The organism is Paenibacillus sp. FSL R5-0636 (assembly GCF_037974255.1).
GTDB classification, from domain to species: domain Bacteria; phylum Bacillota; class Bacilli; order Paenibacillales; family Paenibacillaceae; genus Paenibacillus_AQ; species Paenibacillus_AQ odorifer.
Genome location: NZ_CP150232.1, coordinates 3,980,706 through 4,000,395, shown reverse-complemented (window position 1 = coordinate 4,000,395; position 19,690 = coordinate 3,980,706). Strand labels below are relative to the sequence as shown.

Genomic DNA, 19,690 nt, shown 5'->3' with positions numbered 1-19,690 from the left:
GGTGTTATCAGTGCAAATTGCGAGAGGTTTCTTCCTCCAGAGCGAAGTCGAAGTCGTCAATATCGTACACCTGAACTGGAACTCCACCCTCGATGATCCGTTGAATCAATTCAAATTGATCCGTTAGGATAGGTACTTTCTCACGTTGTGAGGACAGCAGAAGCTCTGTTTCGATGGGATCGAACATCTCACCGTAGACAGCGGTATCCATGCTGTTAATGATGGTGATTTTGGATTGCCCGCCAAGGAGAATACCTGAGCTTTTCGCCCATGGCACTGCTAAACAGCGGTTGATCTTCTTCGCGTTGAGCGGTTCTTCAAAATAAGCAATGAGCTCACTAATCTTCAACTTAACATGCTTGTCGTCGTCCGGACGGTTCATCAACGGATCATCGCTGTCTCGCAGTTCGTATAGTTCCATCACAGTAGTATAAGGCACTATATATTCTACAGGGCTGCTCGATACGAGAAGCTGGCCGTAAATCGCCATCATGACGGCTTCCGTCACAAATTGTCTAGACATCGTTATCCTCCTGAAGTTCGGTACTGCAATTGTACTTATGATCTAAAATTATAAAAACACTGTAGAGAGCAAAAGTCAACTGTACTTAGCAACTCACTAAAGAGAAGGGAAAGAATATTCCTGTGAAGCAATGGAAATCATATTTTACTTTTGTACGACCTTATATGAAATTGATTGTGTTTACGCTGTTTATCGGCATGATCAAATTCAGTATTCCGCTAACACTGCCAATGATTCTGAAATACGTGGTTGATGACCTCCTAATGAACCCGAGCATGGGGATTGAGGAACGGGTATCGCATTTGATGCTTATTCTGGGTGGTGCCTTAATTTTATTTGTTATCGTAAGAGGACCCGTGGAGTATTATCGCCAATACTTTGCTCAGCTTATCACAAGTAAAGTGTTGTTCGATATGCGAAATAAGCTTTACAGTCATTTACAGCGGCTGTCACTGCGGTATTATCAGAATACCAAGGTGGGAGAAGCCATCTCCAGATTTATTAACGATGTTGAGCAGACCAAAAATTTGGTCGAAGTCGGCATGATGAATGTATGGCTCGACACGTTTACGCTAGTTTTTGCTTTGGGATTTATGTTTTATTTAAATCCGGTGCTGGCGCTCGTGTCTATCTCGGTATTGCCTTTTTACGCAATTGCTGTTAACAAATTGTATAAGCGGCTTAAGCTTTTAACGAAAGATCGTTCCCAAGCTCTGGCTGGCATTCAAGGTTATCTCCATGAACGGATTCAAGGGATATCAATTATCCGCAGCTTTACGATGGAAAAAGTGGATCAGAAGCAGTTTGAAGACATCAACGGTAACTTTCTTAAAAAAGCGATGGCGCAAACCCGCTGGAACGCTATGACCTTCGCAATTATTAATACATTAACGGATATAGCACCTCTTTTGGTCATCGGATATGGTGGTTATCAGGTCATTCATGGCAATTTGACAGTAGGTACCTTTGTAGCTTTCTTTGGCTATCTGGACCGGATGTATTCTCCGCTGCGAAGATTGATTAATTCCTCGACGGTGCTTACACAAGCCTCTGCTTCTCTTGAACGGGTGCTTGAGCTGCTGAATGAGCCTTACGATATTGTAGACAAGCCGGGAGCAAAAGTGCTAAAGGATGCACGTGGTGAGATTGCTTTTCAGAATGTATGGTTTAAATATAACGAAGAGAATGATTGGGTCTTAAAAGATATTAATCTGAGTATTCAGCCCGGACAGACCATTGCGTTCGTCGGAATGAGCGGTGGAGGAAAGTCCTCCCTTATAAGCTTGATCCCGAGATTCTATGACATCAGTAAAGGCAGCCTCCAAATGGATGGTTATGATATACAGGAATTAACACAGGAAAGCTTGCGCAGGTCTGTCGGTATGGTCTTACAAGATAATTTCTTATTCAGCGGATCTGTGCGTGAGAATATTTTATTCGGTAATCCTAACGCCACGGAAGAAGAGGTCATTTCAGCAGCGAAAGCTGCCAATGCGCATGATTTTATTGAGCAGCTGCCACTGGGTTATGAGACAGAAGTGGGAGAACGTGGTGTTAAGCTATCCGGAGGACAGAAGCAGCGGGTTGCTATCGCAAGGGTATTTCTCAAGGATCCGAAGGTCCTTATATTAGACGAGGCTACTTCGGCGCTGGATCTGGAATCGGAGCATTTAATTCAACAAGCGCTGCAGTCCCTTTCTTCGGAACGTACTACACTAATTGTAGCGCATAGACTGTCAACGATTACACATGCAGATCAGATTGTCGTACTTGAGAATGGTGAAATTACTGAACGGGGTACGCATGAACAGCTGATGGCGATAGAGGGTAGTTATGCGCGATTATTTAACGTACAGCATTTAGACGCTTAATATGTTTTGGAAAATAATTAAACACCTTAGTGGTCCTCTCGAAAGAGAAGGCCACTTTTTTTGAATTCCAATCAGGCTAGCGGCACACAGTAACTTTTACTATGGCAAAAATTCTACACAGGATTTGAGTCTTTTCGGAGATCATGTGCGTCTAAAGCTTATAAACATCATGAAAGGAAGTGAGGAACGTGAATAAAACCACGCTTGAGGAAAAGGCGATAGCAGGTGATGAAGACAGCTTTACTGCGCTTATTGACGGCATGCAGGAGCGTTTATACCGAATGGCCTACTCCTATGTGAGGAATCAAGAGGATGCGCTGGAGATTGTGCAGGAGACCGTCTTCAAAGCCTATATCTCCATTCATAAATTGAAGCAACCGCAATATTTTAAAACTTGGCTCACCAAGATCGCTGTCAACTGTGCGCTGGACTTTATCCGTAAATCTAAAAAAATCGTGTATATAGATCAAGAGCTAGGAGGCAGTTATGCTCCGAAATCTAGGGAAGAGGTTATGGATTTGCATGAAGCGCTCAGCGGTCTTGATGAAAAATCAAGAATGGTGATTGTGATGAGATATTTGGAGGACTTGCCCATAAAGGAAATTGCAGAGGTTCTCGATATGCCCCTGAGCAGCGTCAAAACCGTTATTTATAGAGGTTTGGAAAAATTAAAAATAAGTATGGAGGAGAGTGAGTACTTTGGATAAGCAACTAGAACGTCTACAGGAAGCCTATAATGAGATTGAAATTCCTAAAGAACTATCATTCGCTTCTCGTAAAGGAATTGAAAGAGGGAAAATCTATAAACAGAAAAACAGTTCTTCAAAACGTACTTTGAAATGGACAGGATCAGTAGCTGCTGCTGTATTGATTTCTTTTACGGTGGGTGTAAATACGGTTCCTGCTTTTGCGAGTAGTATGGATCAAATACCGGTTCTAGGTAAGCTGGTCAGTGTTCTGCAATTTACGGAGGGAAGCGCAGGAGGTGGAACTATTCAGGATGGAGTAGATGTGAATTTTATTTCGGTCAAACAACTGAAGAATAGTGATCAATTGATTTTGAATTTTGCAAATCCGGATGAAACTCAACAGATGGCAAGCTCATATAACGTAAAGTTTACGGAAAATCCGGCAACAATGACGATTACAGTAAGTGGGGCCAGAAAATTCTCAGCAGTCAAAGATCTGGAGACATTAAAACAAAGCCGATATGTTCAGGATGCTTATCCACTAATTACACTAGATGATTCGGCCATTCGGTTCAATGTCACACTTACGGACTCGGTTGCTTATGAGGTGAAAGAATATAAAGAGCCAGCACAGGTAGTGATTACGTTAAAAGAGAAAGGAGACGAAGCAAAAGGGGGCTCTGTATATTCCTTAAGAACGGTCTCACAGCCTTCTGGTGAGGCGCTGGGTATGGCTGAAGAAATGTTATATGGGTTAGAGGATATGCGGATGTTAAAGGATCAGAAAGGCTTATATCTCGTGGAAGCAGGATATTTTAATACAGAAGAAGAGGCTTTGAAGCAGTTGCAGAAAATTAAGACAGAGTATGGCGTTGAAGATTTATTAGTCGTTGAAAAAAGAGCAGTACAGCAAATTCCGCAGTCCATTTCTCAGGTGGAAGAATAATGAAGAAGAAGGTTTAAAAAAGGCACAATAAAAAAAGACCGCCAAAAGCGGTCTTTTTGTGCTGTTCTATTACATTTTGCCGATCATAAGTGATAAAATGCCGGCTGCGATCAGCGGACCGACCGGAACGCCTTTAAATAATGCAACCCCGATCACTGTGCCAATCAGCAGACCCGCAACAACTGTGGGTTGGTTGGTCATGAGCGTAGCACCGCGGCCTCCAAGAAAAGCGACGAGAATGCCGATAGCGATAGCAAGCAAGGACTTCCAGTGTAAGAAGGATTGACCGACTGTCTGCAACGATATTTTGCCGCTGGCTAATGGGGTCATGACCCCGATGGTCAGGATGATAATCCCGATGGTTAAACCGTATTTTTCTAGCCAAGGAAAGGTTTGCTGCAGGCCAAGTACTCTTAGCAGTAATAGGACGACCATTGCTATTGTTACAGGGGAATTGCTGCTGATAATTCCCAGCGCTGCAAGTCCAAGCAAAAGCAAAGAGGTCATGTCCATCTTAATGTTTCAACTCCTTAGGATTAGAACTTTGTTTTGACACAATGTGATCTGCGATAAGCTTACCATGCCCTCTTCCGGTCTCAATAAACACTTCGTTAGCATTGCGGCCGGAGGCGATTACTCCAGCAACATACAACCCTGGAACATTACTTTCCATGGTAGAGGTGTTAAAAGCAGGCTTATCCATGTCGTCATCCATGATCACACCCGCTGAAGTGAGGAGGGTACGGCTAGGACGGAAGCCAGTCAAGGCAAGAACGAAATCATTATCCAATGCTTTCTTGTCCCCCTTATGATCCGTAACAATTACTGAGCTTGCAGTAATTTCAGTGACACGCGAGCCTAAGTGCAGAGTGATTTTCCCTTTTTGCACCATGCCTTCAAAGATTGGCCGAACCCAAGGTTTAATATTCTCTGAGATGCTTTCACCACGATATACCATATCTACCGTAGCTCCTACACGCATAAGCTCCAGCGCTGCATCTACTGCGGAATTACTGCCGCCAATTACAGTTACCTTCATTCCCGTGTAAGGATGAGCTTCACCGAAATAATGAGTAACTTTAGGTAGTTCTTCACCTGGAATGCCAATCATATTCGGCTGATCAAAATAACCTGTTGCTATAACTACATTAGCAGTGATACGTTTCTGATGCTCACCACGCATATTTGACGTATGTACGGCAAAGGTTCCATCTTCAAGCGGCTCAATGGATAAAGCTTCTTCATAAGCGGCGATCTCTAGACCATATTGCTCAGCGGCTCGGCGATAATAGACAAGCGCTTCGTGACGGTAAGGTTTGTCGTTGGTCGAAGTGAACGGAACATCCCCGATTTCTAATAACTGAGCCGTACTGAAAAATTGCATATTTGTTGGATACAAATAAATGGAGTGTACAATAAAGCTTTTTTCAATGATAAGGCTGGACAGGCCTTGGCGTTGGCATTCGATAGCTGCCGAGAGGCCGCAAGGACCTGCACCGATAATAATGACATCTTTCATAAAGCGGGTTACCTCCTGATTGTTACTATCTTTTCTTTAAATCCTACCCTAAATTCATGAATTTTTCCATAAGAGCAGATTGAGTATAATAACCATTGCAAGAATAACGTTGATTATTATATAATTAGATATATATCTAATGTTTCAATTTATTGTGAAATTCTAGGAGCGTGAACCCAGTGCAGTTGGAGAAAATCGTGAGTTATCATAAAGCTTTAGCTGATCCAACGCGTCTTCGCTTATTGTTGCTTCTGTCCCAAGGAGAAATGCACGGGCAAGCGCTGGCTGAGAAGTTGAATTTATCGCAGCCTACAGTCACTCATCATGCGGCTAAATTACGTGAAGCGGCTCTAATAAAAGAAAGACGCGACAAAAATACAGTTTATTTTAAGTTGAATCCGGAGTTTATCAATAATGGTGCTGAGGCTTCACTGCAGTTTATTTTTTCGAAAGGAGCTGAGAATATGGAAGAGCAATTACCTGAGAATAGTCTTCAGGATACTGTAATTCGTAATTTTTTCTCTAAAGATGGCCGGCTGCGGCAAATTCCAGCACAATACAAGAAGAAATTGATAGCGCTTCAATACATGGTTGAGAAGCTGGAGCCAGGAGTTGTTTATACGGAAAAGGAAATTAATGAGTTTATTAAGCAGTTTCATGAAGATTTCGCCACTATTCGTCGTGAATTCATCATGCATCAGTTTATGTATCGTGAGAAGGACAAGTATGAACTAAATCCTCGAGAAGTATGGACTCGGTGGGAATATGTCAAATAATGATCTTTTAAATATTAACATTCTGTGTCGATTTGAAATGTACTGATTAATTATTCGAATTTCGAATAAAATGGAATTGTAAGCGTTATCTGAGACATATTTAGAAAGGAGACTTTCGTTATGTTATTTAAACGCACAAAAAAGCAACCCAAATCAGATCATGTAACCGTCACATTACCCCAAGTGAAACAGGCGATTCGAAAGTTCGAAGAAGATATGCCTGGACCTATTAATAGAACAGCATTAATCTTAGAGGACAAAAGAATCGATATGAGTCGCCTGAAACGTTATTTGGGTGGAATACCCGAACGGAATTTCTATATGTCACGAGAGACCTATGAAATTTTCGAGGAAGAAGACAAGTTAGTGCCGTATTATCTGGATTTAGTTCAGGCTGCTGTAGACAGTTATATTAGTGATACAGGCAAGCTACCGTTGCTTGAAGACACCTGGTTGCCAGAGGTTCATTATCGATTGTTATCTACAGAAAGTTATCTAAAAGAAACACCTCCTTTTCCGCTGTATATTACGGATGAAGAAATGATGCTGACCCATCGGGCAGAGCATTTCGAGTAAAGGAATGACGCAGATACGAATCTTCATAAAGACTGTTCAGTAAAAGGGAAGCCATAAATCCTTTTTGTTGAATAGTCTTTTCTTTGTCTCTTAAGGCATAGTACAATTACATTCTGTAGGTTAGGTTTGAAAATTAACAGCATGTAAGGGGAATCGCTTGATGAAGGAAGTACAAGCTATTTTATTTGATCTGGACAATACTTTAATGGATCGCGACTATACATTTCGCAGCTTTAGCACTCAGTTCGTGCAGGATTTTCTTGGGCATCTGAAACCTGCGGAAGCGCAGGCCGTGATTGAGGATATGATCCACAGAGACGCTGATGGCTATCGTGATAAAGACGGATTTTTCTTAGAACTTAGTGAGATCCTGCCTTGGGAAAAGCCTGTGACGGCTGAACATATCCGGGCGTATTATGATGCGAGCTACATCAATCATGGCGCAGTCATGGAGCATGCTTTGGAGGTTCTGGAGTATTGCGTGGAGCGTGGATATACTTTGGGGCTGGTCACCAATGGTAAAAAAGAAATCCAGAACACCAAAATCGATATTCTCGGCCTGCGAGAGTACTTCAAGGCTATAGTTATATCTGGAGAAGTTGGCATTGCGAAGCCTGATCCTGCGATTTATCAATTGGCACTAGACAAGCTGGGTGCCTCTGCGGATCAAACCTTGTTTATAGGGGATCATCCGGTAAATGATATCTGGGGTGCAGGTAAGGCTGGCCTTGAAGGAATTTGGCTGCAAAGGAAACATCCTTGGGACGATCAGCTGGACATCCAACCTTGGAAAATGATCCGTGAGCTGAAAGAATTAAAGGCTATTTTGTAATCTGGAAAATTTGGGGTTGACATTTTACTGCTGCACCAATTATGATAACAGCATCTTAAATTTCGGAAGGAGACGATGTTTTATGACAGTTTTAAATGTAATGAACTCAACTGTTGTGGATACGTGTCTTCCGGGAACAGCTGCTGCCGAATAATTGATTCGTGCAGTTTAGCAGGTAAGCTCAATTACGCTTATTAGAGCCGCCGGGAACCGTATAGGGTCCGGTGGCTTTTTTGCGTGTGTAGAAAGATTGGATTTGGTGTAATAAATCCACATGTCTATATACTGCCGCCGGAGTCTTTATTTCCGGCGGCTTTTTGTGTTCTCGGAAAACGCCAAGGGGCAAGAAAAAACATAAACATATCTTTTAGGAGGAAATGAATGAATAGCATAAAGCAATATGGTTGGAATGAAAACTGGAGTACAAAATGGAATGAAAAGTGGAGTCATGCAGAGGATAAACAATTTATACCCGGGAGAATCGTTGGTGATTTCGGTAGTAAGTATAAAGTGTTAACTGATGTAGGAGAGACGTGGGGAGAGCTTGCCGGGAAGCTGAGACACACATTTGTAGCCTCGGGTGATTTTCCTGCCATTGGAGACTGGGTAGCATTAGCAATGCAAGATGGCGGCGAGCATGGAATTATACATGGCGTATTGCCCCGGCAGAGTGTGATCTCACGCAAGGTCGCAGGAAATACACAAGATGAGCAAATTGTTGCCTCCAATGTAGACACGTTATTTCTGGTCAGCGCGTTGAATGATGATTTTAATGTTCGCCGGATGGAGAGATATCTGATCATGGCTTGGAATAGTGGGGCAAATCCAGTTATTCTACTCACTAAAGCGGATCTTTGTCCGGATGCAGACAGTAAAATCGCTGAAATGGAGAGCGCGGCTCCCGGAGTATCAGTACATGCTGTTAGTGCAATACAAGATGAAGGGCGCGAGAAGCTGCTGCCTTACATTGGTGAGGGTCAAACAGTAGCTCTAACGGGCTCCTCCGGTTGTGGGAAGTCGACAATGGTCAACTGGCTATGCGGGAAGAACCTTCAGATTACTCAGGATGTTAGAGAAGGGGATAGCCGCGGACGTCATACTACTACCCACCGTGAACTGTTTGTTTTGCCGGATGGGGGGATTATCGTAGATACACCGGGGATGCGGGAGCTGCAGCTCTGGGAAGATGAAGGTGGTCTTGATCTAGCCTTTAGTGATATCAGCGGCCTAGCTACTAAGTGCCGGTTTAGTAACTGTAGTCATGAACGCGAAGAGGGCTGTGCTGTACTTGAAGCAGTCCAAACAGGTGAACTGGAAGAGAAGAGACTATTCAACTACCGAAAAACACAACGAGAAGTATTGTACCAAAATAATAAAGAAGCCAAGCTTAAGAGAAAAAGCGCAGCTTCCACTAAAGTGAGTTCATCCAGAACCAGAGGATACGGATGGCGTAAAGAGCTGGATGAATATTAAAAAGAATTGATATAACGGCATAGACATTGGAAAAGGGCGCCCCTTAGCTTTTGACAGCTAAGGGGCGCCCTTAATTATTGAATTGAATCTAAACGGTTATGGTTTAGAAGGATGCAGCAGTTTCCTTAGCCAGTTGCAATCCGTTTTCAATGATTTCAGCAGATTGTGCTGGAAGTTGGTTGTGGCCTTCGATGATTACTTGTGTAATATCTTTAATTCCCCACAGGTTAAGGTTACCAACGATGAAGTTTACTGCCATTTCAGCACTTGCTGCAGGACCTTCAGAGTAGATACCGCCTCTTGCATTCAGAACGATTGCTTTTTTACCTGTCAAAAGACCAACTGGACCTTCAGCAGTGTAAGAGAATGTTTTACCAGCTTGGCAAAGGTAATCTACATAAGTGTGCAATACAGCAGGTACAGTCATATTCCACAGTGGGAAACCGAATACTACCTTATCTGCAGCGATGAACTGGTTAAGATATTTATTAACGATAGCGGCACCAGCTGCTTCTTCAGGTGTTGCTTCGTATCCTTGAGCGGCTTTATACATACCAGTGATCAGGGTATTGTCGTAGTATGGAAGTTGCTCTGCGAACAGATCAAGCTCAGTGATTTCATCTTCTGGGTTGTTGAGTTTATAGCTCTCCAAGAATTCATTGTAAAGCTTAACACTTACGGATTGTTCTGCTGGACGGTTGTTTGCTTTAATAAATAGAACTTTAGACATTATGATTTCTCCCTTGCATGTGTGTATTTAATATTAACTATATTTAATATAGCATGTAATCTTTTGTTTGTAAATTATTTTTTTGTCATTGAAATTTGTTTACGCTCAAGGAGTTTGAAAAAATGAAAACAAGGTTAATAGGAGATACAAGAGAACAGGAAATAATTTCCTGTCTCTATAAGTTCCAGAATGATCTAAAAGGAGCGATTGACATGTCCATCGATCGGTTTATCATTAAAAAATTGGACAGCTGTCACGAAGAGCATACGCGTCAGAATTTAGTGAAGCTATTTAGACTTCGAATCCAAAAAGCTGAAAAAGCAGAGCAGAAGAATTACAAGATCAGCTGATAATTGCTTAGCTCTTCCTAATAGTAGATTTTTCGCTGAATGAGACAGAGTCCTTGGGTTAAAAAAGTCCGTAAATATAGCAGAGCAGTGATCCTCCCGTTAAGGGGGATCACTGCTCTGCGTTTTTAGTCTTGGGCAGATTGTTTCAGCTTAGAATCAGCAAAGGAAGCTGACCGACCACAAACGTTACTTTGGCAAGTGACATTGTAGCGTCAGGTAACCCGCTACCTCTAATCTGCTGACAAATGCAAAGTCATTTGTCGAGTTACACACTAAGTGACCTTCCAAGTTATCCTCAGCGGCCAACGGACTCAGATGACGTTATATGCGAATTTTTAGTCATTAGAGCAGAGTTTCGGACTCCAGCGCAGCTATTTAGCTTTTTGAGGTCGTTAATTAGTGTTTTTCGTGCCAATAGTGACTCTGGGGTCCGATAGGATTCCAAATGAGCCAAAAAGCTGCGATTAAGGTCAACTGAGTCCGAAAGCATCCAACAATGAGTCCAATAGCAGTCAGCTATGTGACTAGTCAGTAAACAGCAATTCAATTTTGCTATATAGCAGTCCCAAGTCGAACCAAAGCAAACCATGCAGAACTCAAGCAGAACCAGACAGAACTAAGGTCGCATACTTTAATAGTAGAAGCTATGTATGTGTAAATGGTATCTAATACAAATGATGGCTCGGATTTAGATCAAGATGCTAGAGGGAGCTCCAAAATGGTCAAGAGTCCCAGCGGCTATTATAGTGTTAAGTGACAACTCCCTGGAATGTCATGTAACCCGCTATACATACATCTGCACCACCGAGTAATAAACATCCATCGCAGGCAACGGACTCAGATGACGTTATATGCGAAATTACTGGCATTAGAGCAGAGTTTCGGACTCCAGCGCAGCTATTCAGCTTTTTGAGGTCGATAATTAGTGTTTTCGTACCAATAGCGACTCTGGGGTCCAATAGGATTCCAAATGAGTCAAAAAGCTGCGATTAAGGTCTTCTGGGTCCGATAGCAGTCGGCTATGGGATGGCCGGCAAGCAGCAATCTAAAATGTGCTATGAAATAGCACAAAGCAGTACAAAATAGCACCAAGCAGAACCAAGGATGATTTTGATAGTAGAAGCTATGTATGCGCAAATGGTATCTAAATCAAACGGAGTGTCATTTTGGATCAAGTTTAGCTTCAAAAAGAAAACGAGTCTAAGCTGCAATTCTTAGTTGCTTAGGACGCTCTTTATTAGAAGCTTAGGACTGCAATGTTGTGACAAAAAAACTACCCCTCCATTAATAGAGGGATAGCGCCAATGAATCATTTTCACTGTAACTGTGCAATATAGCTTCAGAGCCTTTAATTTCGATACTAATCAGAGAATTGAGGCATTTCTGGAGGGCACTTTTGCCCTTTTGAATTTTGAGCTCCAGCGTACTGTTAAGTAATCTAAGTACTTTTTGAGTGGGCTGTTTATTTTCTGTTGTGAAATACACAGGTACAAGTTTGTTCTGAAATGTGATGAGCATTCTCATTTTGAAATCACCTCGCTACAAGTATTTCATGTTAATGATCATACCCCTTGTTTCTTAATTTTACCTTAAAATTAGCTTATGATAACATAAAGATTGCTAGTTTAATATACATTTATATGTAATACAGGAAGGATACAATAATGTGAATGAGAAAGAACGAACGGATTTAACGGATTTAACGGAATTTTTATTTCCAGATCGGGTAACCGACCAAGTAGTATTAAATGAATTGTTAAATACTGCGCCTACAGCAGAAAGGATAGGTAGATTCAAATATAGAGAGAAGGAGAAAACTAAAGATCTGTGTTTGCAAATACATAAGGATAAAATACTAGCCTACTGCAATAATACACCGGACTCTCCTCCGTGTGTGCTGAAGAGCAGAGATGAAACAGAGAGCTTTTGTCTCGAGTTGTTCGAATGTGAGAGAGCGATGGAGCCCTTTGCTCACGGGATTCCGGCGTTGCTAATGTCAAAAAAAAGGTTTGAGGAGCTGAAAAAAGGCTCGGATTCCTCTACGGTTCACAGACTCTCAGAGTGTTTAGCTGCAGAGACAGGGGATGACGTCCATTCCAACCATCTTGCACGAGTGATGAAATGCTTCGACGCAGAGGGAGAATTACGACTTTGCATTTCTAGTGATAATGGCTGGAAGTTTCAGTATGCTAGCTTCATAAGCGATCATTCAAGTGGCTGGTTGCTGCGAATGAGCAGCGATCCTTCCCAAGACTGGATTGTAGCTCTTCCTATATCGAAAGCACAATTATGTAGTTCAGTGGCAGAGTGGGTATTAGATTCCTCCTCTTTTCCTACTTCACAATAACCGTTGAATAGGGAGGAAGAGTAAGCTGATCTGAATTTAAGGTCACTTTGTCAGCAGTTGTCTTTTGGATCTTGGTGTAAGAGATACCTTCGACATTTGGATGAAGCGTAATGATTTGTTCATCTCCAGTTAGGTTATGAACAACGAGGACTTGATCCTTTGTTGTTATACGTTCGTAGGCCATTACCCCTACATTGCCAGAAGTGTAGTCTCGAATTCCGCCATCACGGAGCGCAGGGACTTCGTTTCTTAACGCAATGAGTTCGCGGTATCTTTTAAGCAGTGAGCTGCTGTCGTTAGTCTGGCTTTCGACATTAATGCTAACATCATCAGCGTTATTGCTGCCGACCTCCCAAGTAGTCTGCCCCTCACCCTGATCCGCTGTCATCCATCTCATGGGCTCACGAATTCCTTCATCTGGTTTTACACCAAGCATTCCTATTTCTTCACCATAATAAATAAAAGGATTTCCAGGCAAGGTTAACAGCAGGGCTGCTGCCATTTTTGCATGATCCAGATTGCCGTCTAATTGACTCATGACTCTGTTTTGATCATGATTTGTCAAAAAAATCGCATCGGTAAAATGGCTCTCAGATATTTTGGAGTACAGATTATACGTACGTTCCAGCGTAAAGGCAGTCCCGCTGTCTTTTTCAGTTTTCACGGAATTAATAAGAGTCTCTGCTAAACCAAAGTTAAAGCTGGAGTCAAAGGCTTGATCCAAATAAGCCCCTACGGTGACTGCAGAATTCTCCCATACTTCACCAACAATATAAGCTTGAGGATTCACTTCATTCATCGCTTTGCGGAAATCCTGCCACCAAAATACATTTTTATGGGTTGTGGCTTGGCTTTTGTCGGTTAGAAGGTCTTCGTAAATATGTTTAGCAGCGTCTAAACGGAATCCATCAACCCCTTGTTCCAGCCAAAACTTGCCGATATCCTTCATTTCATTACGAACTTCCGTATGATCAAAATTTAGATCAGGCATGCCTTCCCAAAAGCCACCTAGATAATGACTACCCAGTAAAGAGTGCCATGCATTGCCACTACCAGCGGCACTGGCTCCATTCGCAGGACGTCCTTGATCTTCAGCCCATATGTACCAGTCGCGATATTTGCTGTCCTTATTTTTAGCGGAATCTACGAACCAAGGATGTTCTTTGGAGGTGTGATTCACGACCAAATCCATAATTACTTTAATCCCACGTTTATGCGCCTCCGTAACGAGCTCCTGTAAATCCTCAATCGTCCCATAATCTGGATTGATTGCACGATAATCAGTCACATCGTAACCATGATAGCTTGGTGAAGGGTTGATAGGCATAAGCCAAATCCCACCGATCCCCAGATCGTCTGTGGTGTCAGGATTTCCGTCATTTAAGTAATCTAATTTTTTGGTAATCCCTTTGAGGTCACCGATGCCATCCCCGTCAGAGTCATAGAATGAACGAACAAAAATCTCATAATAAACCGTTGAGGGTTGTTCGTCAGTAGTTATCGTTTTTGCAGCGGGAGGTGTTGTAGTATCCAGAACAGTATTTGCTTTTGGCGATGGAAAAGGGGAGGCAGAGGAAGAAATATTGTTATTATTTCCTGAACACCCGGAGAGCAGAAAGGCAGTTAAGCTAAGACCCAAAAGTCCGTTTATTGTGTGTTTTTTGGTGATAGGTGTTGCTCGTTTATCCATATAAAATAACCCCTTCTGCTGCAATTTTCCTATAAAGGAAATGGTAAGCGCTTTAATTCTTATAGTACTGTAATCAAATCCTCAGGTAAAACGTTTGCACAGATATAAAAACAGCAAATCCAGTGATATTTATCCATAAATTCAATAAAAACTGCTGATATCATGGATATTCTTTTAATTCCCCACGATATTCGGGATTTTAACCTTTCAGTAGGCATGTGCATATGCTTTAAGCAAGGGCGAAGGACCCGGTAAGAAAGGAGAATGAAGAATGAAGATTCGGAAAAAGCTGTCATTGTCGCTCATGATCATTACTTTATGCTTTTCAGTACTTGCCGGTTGCGGCGGAAAGTCAGAGACGGTAAAGGTGAAGATTGGGGAGGTTACCCGCTCTGTCTTTTATGCACCCGAGTATGTTGCCTTGACTCAAGGTTTCTTCAAAGATGAAGGGCTGGATGTAGAACTGCAGACGATTCCCGGTGGCGATAAAACGATGACCGCATTGCTTTCAGGTGCTATTGATGTGGCGTTGGTTGGTTCAGAAACCTCCATTTACGTGTATCAGCAGGGCTCGGATGATCCGGTCATTAATTTTGCACAGCTGACTCAAAGGGATGGAACTTTCCTGTTCGCCCGGAAGGCTGATGGAGATTTTAATTGGGATAAAGTGAAGGGCTCTACTTTCCTTGGTCAAAGAAAAGGCGGAATGCCACAAATGGCAGGCGCGTTTACTTTATCTAAAAAAGGAATTGATCCTGCGAAGGATATTACCTTGATCCAAAATATCGATTTTGCTAATATTGCCGGTGCATTTGCTTCAGGTACTGGTGATTATGTGCAGCTGTTTGAGCCGCAGGCCTCTATCTTCGAACGAGAAGACCGGGGAGCTGTAGTGGCATCGTTTGGGGTAGAGAGCGGTTATTTACCTTACACAGTATTTATGTCAAAGAACAGCTATATAAGCAAAAATGGGGACACCGTGCAAAAGTTCACTAATGCCATCCAGCGTGCTCAGCTTTGGGTGAAGGAACATAGTCCTGAAGAAATTACGGATGCCATAATAACTTATTTTGATAAAACGGATCGTGACATTGTGATTTCTGCTGTAAAACGTTACAAGGAGCAAGACACCTACGCCATTAATCCGGTTGTTGATAATGAGGAATGGAATAATCTACTAGATGTTATGGATAACGCAGGTGAACTTAAAGAACGTGTTCCAGCAGAAAAAATCGTGAACAATACTTTTGCTGAAAAAGCTGAAAAGACCATAAAGAGCAGTGGCTCTAAATAAGAGAGATAAGATCCTAAAAGGATTTTGTTAACTATAAGGAGGGGATGACCTTGCTTCCAGTAGTGCAATTAAAGGGAGTAACGCATGCCTATCTCGGCGATCGGGAAGCTTCACTGGCCGTTGAGGATCTAAATCTTAATGTCGAGCAGGGAGAGTTCGTCAGCTTAGTAGGCCCAAGTGGCTGTGGCAAGACGACTCTCCTATCGATTATTGCCGGACTGCTGCAGCCCTCTGAGGGTGAAGTATTCGTAAATGGCCAACCCATTCTAGGCCCTTCACCTGAGGTTGGATATATGCTGCAGCAGGATTATCTTTTTCCTTGGCGGAGTATTCTTGACAATGCCGTGCTTGGACTGGAGCTGACCGGAAGCTTAAACGAGGAAAGTCATAAACGGACTTTGGAGCTGCTGTGCGAGATGGGATTAGAAGGGAAAGAACAGGCCTATCCTTCTCAGCTATCCGGAGGGATGCGGCAACGGGTGGCTCTTGTACGAACATTAGCTACCAATCCAGGACTGCTGCTGCTAGACGAGCCGTTCTCGGCACTTGATTATCAGATCAAACTTCAGCTGGAGGATTTAGTCTCAGAGACCTTACGCAGCCGGGGAACCACGGCTATTTTGGTCACGCATGATCTGTCAGAAGCGATTGCGGTCAGCAGTAGGGTTATTTTATTGCAGCGAAATCCAGGGAAGATTCGTAAAGTGTTTCCTGTTCCGGAGCTAATCCGCTCAGCCCCACCGCTGTATGCGCGTGATCAGCCAGGGTTTGCGGAGCTTTTTCATGAAGTATGGACAGAGATGGAGATCGCAGGGAGGGAAAGCTAATGAAACGAACAGAGCAAGCGGGAGTTTTAGCTTCCCGTGAACTGTGGCTGCAGCAAATGCATGTGGATTTCAAAAAAAGAAAGCAGCGCCGGCGTAATCAGGTAATCGCTGTAAGAAGCAGTCTGTTGCTGCTGTTCTTTGTGTTGTGGGAAGCGGGAGCAAGAATGGGCTGGATTGATGAGTTATTGTTCAGCTACCCGACAAAAATCTTCAAGCAGATTTGGCAGGATATGATCAGTGGAAGCTTGTGGCCTCATTTGGGGATGACGGCAGGAGAGACTGCGGTAGGGTTTGTTCTGGGAACCTTGTTAGGAACGCTGCTGGCAGTGATTATTTGGTGGTCTCCGTTTTTATCAGCGGTGCTTGATCCGTTTATGGTTGTCTTTAACAGTATGCCGAAGGTGGCCTTGGGGCCGATTTTTATCGTAATGTTCGGGGCGGGTTTCACCGCTATCGTTGTAACAACCTTATCGATTACGGTGATCATTACTACACTTGTTGTTTACAATAGCTTTTGTAGTGTGGATCCTAATCTTGTGAAGGTGGTTCGTTCTTTTGGAGCTTCTAAAGTTCAGGTGTTTTTTAAAGTGATTCTTCCGGCATCTTTTCCAACGGTTGTCTCTACCCTAAAGGTGAATGTGGGTATGTCATGGGTCGGGGTTATCGTGGGAGAGTTTCTAGTAGCAAAATCCGGTCTTGGGTACCTGATCATATATGGATTCCAGGTGTTTAATTTCACGCTTGTGATGTCCAGTCTGCTGATTATCGCAGCCGTAGCAACGGCAATGTATCAACTGGTAGTGTATCTGGAGAAGCGCTTGTTATACCGGCGGTAAGTCTAATGTAACGTTGTGTCCGTACACAAAATCTTGTAACATGTCTATATCTTTACCTATTAACGGTTAGTGCTTTTAAGGAGAGATAGGGTTATGGGATTTCGTGTGATTAAAACAGCTGCTGCGACGTTAATGTCCGTTCTTCTCGCGTCTGCAGTAGGCATACCCAATGCACAAAGTGCAGGGCTTTTAGCCATTTTGGGTGTGGAGGTTACCTTGAAAAGGAGTTTCCGGACGATAACGGCGCGTTTTTTGGCCTCGCTCGTGGGACTCTTTTTTGGGTGTATTTTATTTTGGATATTAGGATTTCATTACTGGGTGCTTGGACTATACGTTCTGGTTGGCTTTCCGATGATTGTGAAGTCCGGCTACAAGGAAGGGATTGTCACTAGCTCTGTTATTGTGTTTCGTGTTTTTGGACAAGCTGAGTTATCGCTTCATGTGTTGTTGCAGCAAGTAGAGCTTCTGGCCATAGGTCTCGGTTCAGCGGGGGTGGTTAACTTGATTTACATGCCACAGACCGGGGGAGTTATTTATGGAATCCGCAAGGAAGTGGATAGATACTTTTCAGTTATTTTTACTCAGATGGCCCGTACTTTGCGTGAACCTGCGTATATGTGGGATGGCAAAGAATTAATTGATGCGGATAATGCAGTGCAGCGGGGACTGACTGCCGCTACTCGTGAGATGGAGAATCATGTGATTCATCCTGATGAAGCTTGGAATGTCTATTTCTATATGCGTAAGGAGCAGCTGGAATCGATTCAAAGCATGATGCAGCTGATTTCTCAAGTATATCGCCATTTACCGCATGGAGAGATGGTAGCTGAATTGTTCGACCAGCTTAGCGGAGATGTTTTGGCTGAAGAATATACAGGCCGCACGGAACATTTGCTGGAAGAGCTTGAACAAGAATTTGAAAGCATGGATTTGCCGGAGACACGTGAGGAATTCGAAGTGCGATCAGCGATTCTGCAGCTTTGCAGAGAATTGGCACTTTATTTGAAAATTGCGAAACGCCATAAAATACCGGTCAGCTATAAGCCTGAGAAACGTTTGCTCACCCGGAAAAAAGCTTAAAATTAGGCTTTAATAAAGTGAAGTATTAACATTCGCCCCTGAAATCACGATAAAATATGTATGAACTAAAAGTTGATCTCCGAAAGGGATTAACAATTATAGGGTGAGTTCAAATTCAAGCAGGAAATTCATATACGAATTTTCCGCATTGGCAGGTGAGGCGTATGGACAAAGATATGGAATCATTTATCGGAAAACAACTTGTAGCTAACCTCTTTAATGACAAAGGAGTATTTGTTTTACCCGCATTGACTTTATTGAGTGCTGAACATATTAGATTAATTCGACAACATAAGATCACTCTGGAATCTCATGACGTCGTCCAGCTGGATAGCGCGGAATTTTTCCAGCTTGCAATTGATGATTGTACAGCTGCGATTGAGAATATTTTTGAACAGATTCGTCATAACAAAAATAAAAGAATTCCTATGCTGGAAGTTAGAAATGAAGTGATTCCGTTTATCCAGCAGGTAAGCGAAAAGAATGACTTCTACGGAGTATTGGCTGCTTTGCAGACCAAAGATGATTATACATACAGACATAATGTAGCCGTGGGCATAATATCTACCTTGCTAGGCAAATGGCTGAAGCTAAAGTCTGAGGATTTGAGCATGTTGACCATTGCAGCGACTCTTCATGATATCGGCAAAATGAGAATCCCGGATGACATATTAACCAAGCCCGGTCCATTATCCGACGAAGAGTTTCAGCTGATGAAAAAGCATACGACCTTTGGGTATGAGATGATCAGGGATACGGTAGGCACAAACCATACCCAAGCGCTAGTAGCCTTACAGCATCATGAAAGAATGGACGGCAGTGGTTATCCATTTGGTGTGCTTGGGAACCGGATTACTGATTTCAGTAAAATCGTTGCTGTGGCTGATGTGTTTCACGCGATGACCTCCGACCGTTTTTATCGCAAAGCGGCTCCTTTATACGAAGTATTACTGCAAATGGAGGAGAGTGTGTTCGGTAAGCTCGACCCTTATATTTGCAGAGTGTTTATTAATAAGTTAATGCAGTCAATGCTAGGGAACGAAGTGGAATTGACAGATGGGCGAAAAGGAAAAATTGTTATGATTCTTGCTACAGACCCTTTGCGGCCACTGGTGAATATTGATGAGGATTTTATTGACTTAAGCAAACATAGATCGCTTGGAATTGTGCGGGTAATCCCGCAATAGCTGGTGTTTTAAGGTTTTTTGAGGGGTCAGGAATGGCTCTGGAACAGGTTGGACCATTTTTGGAATCTACTCATATATGTACAAATTTTGAAATAAAATGAACTATGAGTCTCCTGAAAAAGCCTTCTTGAGGGCTTACTCAAA

The 19,690-nt window shown here is 42.8% G+C and carries 20 protein-coding genes; 14 read left to right on the top strand and 6 right to left on the bottom strand.

Features of this window, described 5'->3' with window-relative positions:
* Window positions 1–7: 7 nt before the first annotated feature.
* Window positions 8–523, bottom strand: coding sequence for a hypothetical protein (locus tag MKX34_RS18270; RefSeq protein WP_038571616.1), 516 nt, complete (start codon window positions 521–523; stop codon window positions 8–10).
* Between the two features lie 122 nt (window positions 524–645).
* On the opposite strand from MKX34_RS18270, the gene MKX34_RS18265 reads away from it, so the two are divergent.
* From MKX34_RS18265 to MKX34_RS18255, 3 genes are all read left to right on the top strand, one after another.
* Window positions 646–2,394: an ABC transporter ATP-binding protein gene (locus MKX34_RS18265; protein WP_076213460.1), complete on the top strand. Its 1,749-nt coding sequence runs from the start codon at window positions 646–648 to the stop codon at window positions 2,392–2,394.
* Window positions 2,395–2,582: 188 nt separating this feature from the next.
* The gene (locus MKX34_RS18260) at window positions 2,583–3,101 is read left to right on the top strand and encodes a sigma-70 family RNA polymerase sigma factor (RefSeq protein WP_076128340.1); all 519 of its coding nucleotides are present in this window, start codon (window positions 2,583–2,585) and stop codon (window positions 3,099–3,101) included.
* Window positions 3,094–4,029 carry a DUF4179 domain-containing protein gene (locus MKX34_RS18255; protein ID WP_076142122.1) on the top strand — a complete coding sequence of 312 codons (936 nt, stop codon included), beginning with the start codon at window positions 3,094–3,096 and terminating at the stop codon, window positions 4,027–4,029. The genes MKX34_RS18260 and MKX34_RS18255 overlap by 8 nt, the downstream gene beginning before the upstream one ends.
* A gap of 69 nt (window positions 4,030–4,098) precedes the next feature.
* On the opposite strand, the gene MKX34_RS18250 is transcribed toward MKX34_RS18255, so the two are convergent.
* Complete coding sequence (locus tag MKX34_RS18250; RefSeq protein ID WP_036688009.1) at window positions 4,099–4,542, bottom strand: DUF441 domain-containing protein; 444 nt, start codon at window positions 4,540–4,542, stop codon at window positions 4,099–4,101.
* A 1-nt stretch (window position 4,543) separates the two neighbouring features.
* Window positions 4,544–5,548, bottom strand: coding sequence for a YpdA family putative bacillithiol disulfide reductase (locus tag MKX34_RS18245; protein ID WP_076273299.1), 1,005 nt, complete (start codon window positions 5,546–5,548; stop codon window positions 4,544–4,546).
* Window positions 5,549–5,727: 179 nt separating this feature from the next.
* On the opposite strand from MKX34_RS18245, the gene MKX34_RS18240 reads away from it, so the two are divergent.
* The 4 genes from MKX34_RS18240 to rsgA all read left to right on the top strand — a co-directional run bounded on the left by MKX34_RS18240 (window position 5,728) and on the right by rsgA (window position 9,205).
* A complete protein-coding gene (locus MKX34_RS18240; RefSeq protein WP_036688006.1) occupies window positions 5,728–6,324 on the top strand; it encodes a metalloregulator ArsR/SmtB family transcription factor in 597 nt (198 codons plus the stop codon).
* 120 nt (window positions 6,325–6,444) lie between these two features.
* The gene (locus MKX34_RS18235) at window positions 6,445–6,900 is read left to right on the top strand and encodes a DUF3939 domain-containing protein (protein WP_036688004.1); all 456 of its coding nucleotides are present in this window, start codon (window positions 6,445–6,447) and stop codon (window positions 6,898–6,900) included.
* A gap of 160 nt (window positions 6,901–7,060) precedes the next feature.
* A complete protein-coding gene (locus tag MKX34_RS18230) occupies window positions 7,061–7,732 on the top strand; it encodes an HAD family hydrolase (RefSeq protein WP_038571611.1) in 672 nt (223 codons plus the stop codon).
* Window positions 7,733–8,113: 381 nt separating this feature from the next.
* Window positions 8,114–9,205, top strand: a complete 1,092-nt coding sequence (rsgA, locus tag MKX34_RS18225; RefSeq protein ID WP_076144727.1) for a ribosome small subunit-dependent GTPase A — start codon at window positions 8,114–8,116, stop codon at window positions 9,203–9,205.
* Between the two features lie 103 nt (window positions 9,206–9,308).
* Here the strand turns inward: rsgA and MKX34_RS18220 are convergent, their stop codons facing one another.
* Window positions 9,309–9,935, bottom strand: coding sequence for an FMN-dependent NADH-azoreductase (locus MKX34_RS18220; protein WP_038571605.1), 627 nt, complete (start codon window positions 9,933–9,935; stop codon window positions 9,309–9,311).
* A 122-nt stretch (window positions 9,936–10,057) separates the two neighbouring features.
* Here MKX34_RS18220 and MKX34_RS18215 point away from each other — a divergent pair, with 122 nt between their 5' ends.
* The gene (locus tag MKX34_RS18215; RefSeq protein WP_038571602.1) at window positions 10,058–10,285 is read left to right on the top strand and encodes a hypothetical protein; all 228 of its coding nucleotides are present in this window, start codon (window positions 10,058–10,060) and stop codon (window positions 10,283–10,285) included.
* 1,284 nt (window positions 10,286–11,569) lie between these two features.
* On the opposite strand, the gene MKX34_RS18210 is transcribed toward MKX34_RS18215, so the two are convergent.
* A complete protein-coding gene (locus MKX34_RS18210) occupies window positions 11,570–11,809 on the bottom strand; it encodes a hypothetical protein (RefSeq protein WP_036687997.1) in 240 nt (79 codons plus the stop codon).
* Window positions 11,810–11,951: 142 nt separating this feature from the next.
* Between MKX34_RS18210 and MKX34_RS18205 the strand changes: the two genes are divergently transcribed.
* Window positions 11,952–12,632 (top strand): hypothetical protein, encoded by a 681-nt coding sequence (locus MKX34_RS18205; protein WP_076098755.1) that lies wholly within the window; start codon window positions 11,952–11,954, stop codon window positions 12,630–12,632.
* On the opposite strand, the gene MKX34_RS18200 is transcribed toward MKX34_RS18205, so the two are convergent.
* Window positions 12,619–14,322, bottom strand: coding sequence for an alpha-amylase family glycosyl hydrolase (locus MKX34_RS18200; protein ID WP_076103962.1), 1,704 nt, complete (start codon window positions 14,320–14,322; stop codon window positions 12,619–12,621). The two genes, MKX34_RS18205 and MKX34_RS18200, sit on opposite strands and share 14 nt — an antisense overlap.
* Before the next feature lie 271 nt (window positions 14,323–14,593).
* Between MKX34_RS18200 and MKX34_RS18195 the strand changes: the two genes are divergently transcribed.
* From MKX34_RS18195 to MKX34_RS18175, 5 genes are all read left to right on the top strand, one after another.
* Window positions 14,594–15,616: an ABC transporter substrate-binding protein gene (locus MKX34_RS18195; protein WP_038571597.1), complete on the top strand. Its 1,023-nt coding sequence runs from the start codon at window positions 14,594–14,596 to the stop codon at window positions 15,614–15,616.
* A gap of 50 nt (window positions 15,617–15,666) precedes the next feature.
* Entirely contained in the window at window positions 15,667–16,443 is a 777-nt protein-coding gene (locus tag MKX34_RS18190) for an ABC transporter ATP-binding protein (RefSeq protein ID WP_076103961.1), read from the top strand.
* Window positions 16,443–17,279: an ABC transporter permease gene (locus MKX34_RS18185; RefSeq protein WP_076103960.1), complete on the top strand. Its 837-nt coding sequence runs from the start codon at window positions 16,443–16,445 to the stop codon at window positions 17,277–17,279. The genes MKX34_RS18190 and MKX34_RS18185 overlap by 1 nt, the downstream gene beginning before the upstream one ends.
* 93 nt (window positions 17,280–17,372) lie before the next feature.
* The gene (locus MKX34_RS18180; RefSeq protein WP_036687757.1) at window positions 17,373–18,359 is read left to right on the top strand and encodes an aromatic acid exporter family protein; all 987 of its coding nucleotides are present in this window, start codon (window positions 17,373–17,375) and stop codon (window positions 18,357–18,359) included.
* 164 nt (window positions 18,360–18,523) lie between these two features.
* Window positions 18,524–19,546 carry an HD-GYP domain-containing protein gene (locus MKX34_RS18175; protein WP_051491532.1) on the top strand — a complete coding sequence of 341 codons (1,023 nt, stop codon included), beginning with the start codon at window positions 18,524–18,526 and terminating at the stop codon, window positions 19,544–19,546.
* The last annotated feature ends 144 nt before the right edge of the window (window positions 19,547–19,690 follow it).